The sequence below is a fragment of the Nocardioides sp. genome, assembly GCF_029937575.1.
Taxonomy (GTDB): Bacteria; Actinomycetota; Actinomycetes; order Propionibacteriales; family Nocardioidaceae; genus Nocardioides.
In genome coordinates this window covers 1-6081 of record NZ_JAPYPS010000121.1, presented here as the reverse complement: position 1 = coordinate 6081, position 6081 = coordinate 1, and the positions used below count along the sequence as shown (strand labels likewise).

The window sequence follows — 6081 nt, the reverse complement described above, 5'->3', positions numbered from 1 at the left end:
GGCCGGTTTTCGTGTCGTCTCTACCCAACGGACGAGCGAATGTGACCCGTGAGACGGGTGGGGCCGCGCTTGCGCGGGCGGCGCCACCGAGCGCCAGCGAGGGGGCTCCGCCCCGTGCGCCGAACAAGCCGACCTACCGGGTCCCGCAGTCAAGGACACCGAAGGTGCCGCGAAGCGGGCGCCGCAGGCGATCCTTGACGGCGGGAGCAGGTCGGCTACGCGCGTGGCCCACCCAGGACCCACCCCGAAGAAGCAGGCCGGCCGCGCGGCCCCAGCCACCGCCACCACCCGGACCCACCTGGAAGGAGCAGGTCGGCTGCGCGGCCCCACCACCGGTGAGCACCGCGCCCAAGCCCGACTCAGTCGCCGTACAGCTCCCGTAGCACGACGACGCACTCGCCACCCAGCCGCATGCTCCCGCCGGCCTCGACCCGAGTCCCGACAGGGAGGTCCGGGTCGGTGGACAGCGCGACCTCGCCCGCGTGCACCCAGGGGTTCTCCGGCAGCAGGACGTCGACGGGATCCGCGCCGGAGTGGAACCACAGCACGAACGACGCATCGGTCTGCTGCTCGCCACGCGGACCGGGGGAGCGCAGTGGGCGTCCCAGGACGAACATCGACAGCGTCCGCAGGGACGGGTCGTGCCAGTCGCCTCCGGTCATCTCCCTGCCGCTGGGATGCAGCCAGGCCAGGTCCTTGGGTCCGCCCCTCATGGTGGGTCGACCCTCGAACCAGTGCCGTTGACGCAGCGCGGGGTGCTCCCGTCGTAGCCGCAGGGCGGCCCGGGTCACCTCGTAGACGTCGAGCCAGGCGTCGTCGGCGCTCCAGTCGATCCACGAGATCTCGTTGTCCTGGCAGTAGGCGTTGTTGTTGCCGCGCTGGGTCCGTCCGCGCTCGTCCCCTGCGGTGATCATCGGGACGCCGTTGGACAGGCACAGCGAGGCCATCAGGTTGGCGGCGGCGCGACGGCGAGCGGCCCGGATCTCGGGGTCGTCGCTCTCGCCCTCGACGCCGTGGTTGCAGGAGCGGTTGTCGTCGGTGCCGTCGCGGTTGTCCTCGCCGTTCGCCTCGTTGTGCTTGCCGTCGTAGGTGACCAGGTCGCGCACCGTGAAGCCGTCGTGCGCGGTGACGAAGTTGACCGAGGCGTACGGCGAGCGCCCGTCGTCGGCGTAGAGGTCGGAGGAGCCGGCCACGCGGGTGGCGATCGTGCGGATGCCGTCGGTGTGGCCACGCCAGAAGTCGCGGAGCTCGTCGCGGTACTGGTCGTTCCACTCCACCCACGGCGGTGGGCAGTTCCCCACGGCGTACCCGTCCATCGAGGCGTCCCACGGCTCGGCGATGAGCTTGACCTGGCGCAGGATCGGGTCCTGCCCGATCGCCGTCAGCAGCGGGTGGGTGCGCATGTCGACGGCGTGGTTGACCCGGGTCAGGGCCGAGAGCAGGTCGAAGCGGAACCCGTCGACGTGGTACTCGGTCACCCAGTGTCGCAGCGAGTCGAGGATCAACCGCAAGGCGAACGGGTCGCCGGCGTCGACGGTGTTGCCGCACCCGGTGACGTCCCAGTAGTCGTCGGTGCTCTTGTCCATCGCCACGCGCGAGTAGAAGCCGAGGTCGTCGAGACCGCGGAACGAGAGCGTGGGACCGAGGGACCCGGCCTCGGCGGTGTGGTTGTAGACGACGTCGAGGTAGACCTCGATCTTCGCTGCATGGAAGGCCTTGACCATCTCCTTGAACTCGGTGACCTGCTGTCCGCGGTCGCCGGCAGCGGAGTAGGCGCCGTGGGGGGCGAAGAACCCGATCGTGTTGTAGCCCCAGTAGTTCTCCAGACCACGCTCGAGCACGCCCGTCTCGGAGACGGACTGCTGGATCGGAAGCAGCTCGACGGCGCTGACCCCGAGGTCGCACAGGTAGTCGACGACCGCAGGGCTGCCGAGGCCGGCGTACGTGCCGCGCAGGTGCTCGGGCACGCGGTCGTGCAAGGCGGTCATGCCCTTGACGTGCAGCTCGTAGATGACGGTGTCGCGCCAGCGTTGCTTGGTCGGGACCTGGTCGCCCCAGTGGAAGTCGTCGGGGGCCGTGACGACCCCGAGCGGCACGTAGGGCGCGGAGTCGACGTCGCTGCGCTCGTCCGGGGCGCCATGGACGTAGCCGTAGATGGCGGGGTCGGCGACGAGCTCGCCCGAGACCGCGCGGGCGAAGGGGTCGAGGAGGAGCTTGTCGGCGTTGAACCGCAGGCCCTTGTCGGGCTCCCACGGTCCGTCGACGCGGAAGCCGTACCGAGTGCCCGGGGCGACTCCGGGGATCGCGCCGTGCCACACGCTCAAGGTGTGCTCGCTGAGGCGATGGCGGGTCTCGGTGCCGTCCTCGTCGAACAGGCAGACCCAGGCAGCGGTGCCACGCGGGGCGTGCACTGCGAAGTTGGTCGACTCCGGCGACCACGTCGCACCCAGCGGATCCTGGCGACCCGGCCAGACGGCTGCTCGCTCGCCGAGCTGGCTCCACACCCCCGGGCTCATCCGGGAATGATAGGCAGGGACGGTCGGTGGCCAGGAAACAGTCCGGTCACGACGAGGTTGCGAGGCGAGGAGAGAACATGGCGGAGTTCGTGCAGCTCGAGGTGGCCGACGGGGTCGGGACCATCCGGCTCGACCGGCCGAAGATGAATGCGATCAGCGTCCAGGTGCAGGGGGAGCTCAGGGCTGCGGCCGCCGAGGCGACCGAGCGTGACGACGTCAAGGCCGTCGTGGTGTACGGCGGCGAACGCGTCTTCGCCGCCGGCAACGACGTCAAGGAGATGGCGGAGCTCTCCTACACCGACATGGTCGCCATCTCCGGCTCGGTGCAGTCGGCCGTGACCGCGATCGCTCGGATCCCCAAGCCGGTCGTGGCGGCGGTCACCGGGTACGCACTGGGAGGTGGCTGCGAGCTCGCGCTGGCGGCCGACGTACGGATCGCAGCCGACAACGCCACCTTCGGGCAGCCGGAAGTGCTCCTGGGAATCATCCCCGGGGCGGGCGGCACGCAGCGACTGAGTCGACTGGTCGGTCCGAGCAAGGCCAAGGACATCATCTTCACCGGTCGCTTCGTCAAGGCCGACGAGGCGCTGGCGATCGGTCTGGTCGACCGGCTCGTGCCGGCCGCGGACGTCTACACCGAGGCGCACGGCTGGGCGGCCCAGTTCACCGGCGCTGCGTCGTACGCCGTCCGCGCGGCGAAGGAGGCCATCGACCGGGGTCTCGAGGTCGACCTCGAGAGCGGCCTGGAGATCGAGCGTCTGCAGTTCGCCGGCGTCTTCGCGACCGAGGACCGCACGATCGGGATGGGCTCCTTCGTCGAGAACGGTCCAGGCAAGGCCGTCTTCACCGGACGCTGAGGCGCTGGGGGACGGTCCGGAGTCCTCGTCGCATGTCGATGAGGGCGAGTCGGTGTCATGCACGTCACTCATGTGCGAAGGTTCCTCCGACGGGCCGCGATGGGGCAGATCCGCACACACAGGTAGGTAGGACCAATGAGCGACAGCGACAAGACCAACACGCCGGACACGTCGGCTCCCGCTGACACCAACGCCGACGCGGGGGGCGCCCCCTCGAAGGGCGGCAAGCGGCAGCTGCCGGAGATGAACATCGACGTCAAGTCGGTGCGCACCACCACGGCCAAGGTCGTCTGGTGGATCTGCTTGTTCTTCGCGCTGGTGCTCGCCGCCGAGGTGCTCCTCATCGCGATCGAGGCCAACGAGACCAACGACCTGGTGATGTTCCTGCGGGAGACCGCCGAGAAGGTCGACCTCGGCCTGTTCAGCCTGGACGACCCGATCAAGGACTTCAACGAGAAGGTTCCGAACTTCTCCGACACCGGTACGGCGCTGTTCAACTACGGTCTCGCTGCGATCGCCTGGCTCGTCATCGGCCGCATCGCCGACGCCGTGATCCGCCCCTGATCCACGCCGAGCCGACGGCACGGCCGCGGATCCACGACACGTCCCGGCACCTCACCCGACTCTCGACGGGTGCAGGGGCCGGGACGTGATCTGTCCCACGTGCGGCGCCCCCTCTGCGGACGTGTGTACCGCTACCGGTGACGCGGCGGTAACCTGCCCGTTGTCGCATCGTCTCCGGCCACGACCTCCCACGGACACTCCGTGGGACTGGCCACCGAGTGCATCAGGAGGGGCCGTCCAGGCCACACCACCATGAACATTGTCGTCTGTGTGAAGTATGTCCCCGACGCCACCGCCGACCGGCGGTTCGAGTCGGACAACACCGTGGACCGCGTCGGCGTCGACGGTCTCCTGTCCGAGCTGGACGAGTACGCCGTCGAGCAGGCTCTCCAGCTGAAGGAGAAGGCCGAGGACCCGTCCTCGGTGACCGTCACCGCCTTGTGCGTCGGTCCGGAGAAGGCTCTCGACGCCGTGCGCAAGGCGCTGCAGATGGGCGCCGACGAAGGAGTGCACGTCTCCGACGAGGCCATCGCCGGCTCCGACTACGTCGCCACGTCGCTGGTGCTGGCCAAGGCCGTGGAGAAGGTCGGCGCCGAGAAGGGCCAGATCGACCTCGTCATGTGCGGCATGGCGTCGACCGACGCCTCCGGCAGCGTCGTCCCGGCCATGCTGGCCGAGCGCCTCGGCCTGCCGCAGGTGACGTTCGCCTCGGTCGTGGAGAGCCAGGGCGACCAGGTCCGGATCAAGCGTGACGGTGACACCGCCACCGAGGTCGTCGGCGGCACCATGCCGCTGGTGATGTCGGTGACCGACCAGACCGGCGAGGCCCGCTACCCGTCGTTCAAGGGCATCATGGCCGCGAAGAAGAAGCCGCTGGAGACCTACGCGCTCTCCGACATCGGGGTCGACGCCGGTGACGTGGGCCTGTCCGTGGCGTGGAGCGAGGTCTCCGAGACCAACGAGCGCCCGCCCCGCACCGCCGGCGAGATCGTCAAGGACGAGGACGGGTCGGGCGCCGAGGCGCTGACCGGTTTCCTGGCGTCCAAGAAGTTCATCTGAGCCGGCACCGGAACACTGACGGATAAGAGGAGAAAACATGTCTGAAGTCCTGGTTCTGGTCGACCACGTCGACGGTGCCGTTCGCAAGCCGACCCTGGAGCTGCTGGCACTGGCCAAGAAGCTCGGTGAGCCGTCCGCGGTGTTCATCGGCGGCGCCGACAAGGCGGGCGACGCGGCCGAGAAGCTCAAGGCGTTCGGTGCCGAGAAGGTGTACGTCGTCGACGACACCGAGATCAAGGGCTACCTGGTGGCCCCCAAGGCCGAGGCGCTGCAGCAGCTCGCCGCCAAGGTCGAGCCGGCCGCGATCCTGATCGTGAGCAGCTACGAGGGCAAGGAGATCGCCGGGCGCCTGGCGATCAAGCTCGAGTCGGGTCTGATCACCGACGCGGTCGACCTCGCCGACGACGGTACGACGACGCAGAGCGTCTTCGCCGGCAACTTCACGGTGCAGGCCAAGGTCACCAAGGGCACGCCGATCATCACGGTCAAGCCCAACTCGGCCACGCCCGAGGAGACGGCCGGTGCCGGCACCGTCGAGGAGTTCGCGGCGACCATCTCGGACGGCGCCAAGACGGCCCAGATCGTGGCCTCGCAGCCGCGCAAGGCCTCGGGTCGCCCCGAGCTGACCGAGGCCGCGATCGTGGTCTCCGGTGGCCGCGGCACCGGTGGCAACTTCGAGCCGATCGAGGGCCTGGCCGATGCGCTCGGCGCCGCTGTCGGTGCCTCGCGTGCCGCCGTCGACTCGGGCTGGATGCCGCACACCTTCCAGGTGGGTCAGACCGGGAAGACCGTCTCGCCGCAGCTCTACGTCGCCAACGGCATCTCCGGTGCGATCCAGCACCGCGCGGGCATGCAGACGTCGAAGACGATCGTGGCGGTCAACAAGGACGAGGAGGCGCCGATCTTCGAGCTCGTCGACTTCGGCGTCGTCGGTGACCTGCACGCCGTACTCCCGGCCGCAACCGAGCAGATCGAGGCGAAGAAGGGCTGACCGAGGCCCCCAGCTCCACGTCGACACCCCGTTGCCCCCGTGTGTGGGGCGGCGGGGTGTCGCGGTCCCCGGGTGGCGCCGTTTGGTCCCAAAC

General features: G+C 69.4%; 5 protein-coding genes. 4 read left to right on the top strand and 1 reads right to left on the bottom strand.

Annotated elements, in window-relative coordinates:
• Nucleotides 1-359 precede the first annotated feature (359 nt).
• Nucleotides 360-2516 carry a glycogen debranching protein GlgX gene (glgX, locus tag Q1K33_RS20550; RefSeq protein ID WP_300406774.1) on the bottom strand — a complete coding sequence of 719 codons (2157 nt, stop codon included), beginning with the start codon at nucleotides 2514-2516 and terminating at the stop codon, nucleotides 360-362.
• Between the two features lie 77 nt (nucleotides 2517-2593).
• On the opposite strand from glgX, the gene Q1K33_RS20545 reads away from it, so the two are divergent.
• The 4 genes from Q1K33_RS20545 to Q1K33_RS20530 all read left to right on the top strand — a co-directional run bounded on the left by Q1K33_RS20545 (nucleotide 2594) and on the right by Q1K33_RS20530 (nucleotide 5987).
• Nucleotides 2594-3373 (top strand): enoyl-CoA hydratase-related protein, encoded by a 780-nt coding sequence (locus Q1K33_RS20545; protein ID WP_300406772.1) that lies wholly within the window; start codon nucleotides 2594-2596, stop codon nucleotides 3371-3373.
• Nucleotides 3374-3508: 135 nt separating this feature from the next.
• Nucleotides 3509-3937 (top strand): hypothetical protein, encoded by a 429-nt coding sequence (locus Q1K33_RS20540; protein WP_300406770.1) that lies wholly within the window; start codon nucleotides 3509-3511, stop codon nucleotides 3935-3937.
• 270 nt (nucleotides 3938-4207) lie between these two features.
• Nucleotides 4208-4996: an electron transfer flavoprotein subunit beta/FixA family protein gene (locus Q1K33_RS20535; RefSeq protein WP_300406768.1), complete on the top strand. Its 789-nt coding sequence runs from the start codon at nucleotides 4208-4210 to the stop codon at nucleotides 4994-4996.
• 37 nt (nucleotides 4997-5033) lie between these two features.
• Nucleotides 5034-5987: an electron transfer flavoprotein subunit alpha/FixB family protein gene (locus Q1K33_RS20530; protein WP_300406767.1), complete on the top strand. Its 954-nt coding sequence runs from the start codon at nucleotides 5034-5036 to the stop codon at nucleotides 5985-5987.
• The last annotated feature ends 94 nt before the right edge of the window (nucleotides 5988-6081 follow it).

What these genes read in the sequence shown, in the direction of transcription:
- glgX (WP_300406774.1), bottom strand. Translation starts at nt 2,516, where the DNA reads ATGAGCCCGGGGGTGTGGAGCCAGCTCGGCGAGCGAGCAGCCGTCTGG.
- Q1K33_RS20545 (WP_300406772.1), top strand. Translation starts at nt 2,594, where the DNA reads ATGGCGGAGTTCGTGCAGCTCGAGGTGGCCGACGGGGTCGGGACCATC.
- Q1K33_RS20540 (WP_300406770.1), top strand. Translation starts at nt 3,509, where the DNA reads ATGAGCGACAGCGACAAGACCAACACGCCGGACACGTCGGCTCCCGCT.
- Q1K33_RS20530 (WP_300406767.1), top strand. Translation starts at nt 5,034, where the DNA reads ATGTCTGAAGTCCTGGTTCTGGTCGACCACGTCGACGGTGCCGTTCGC.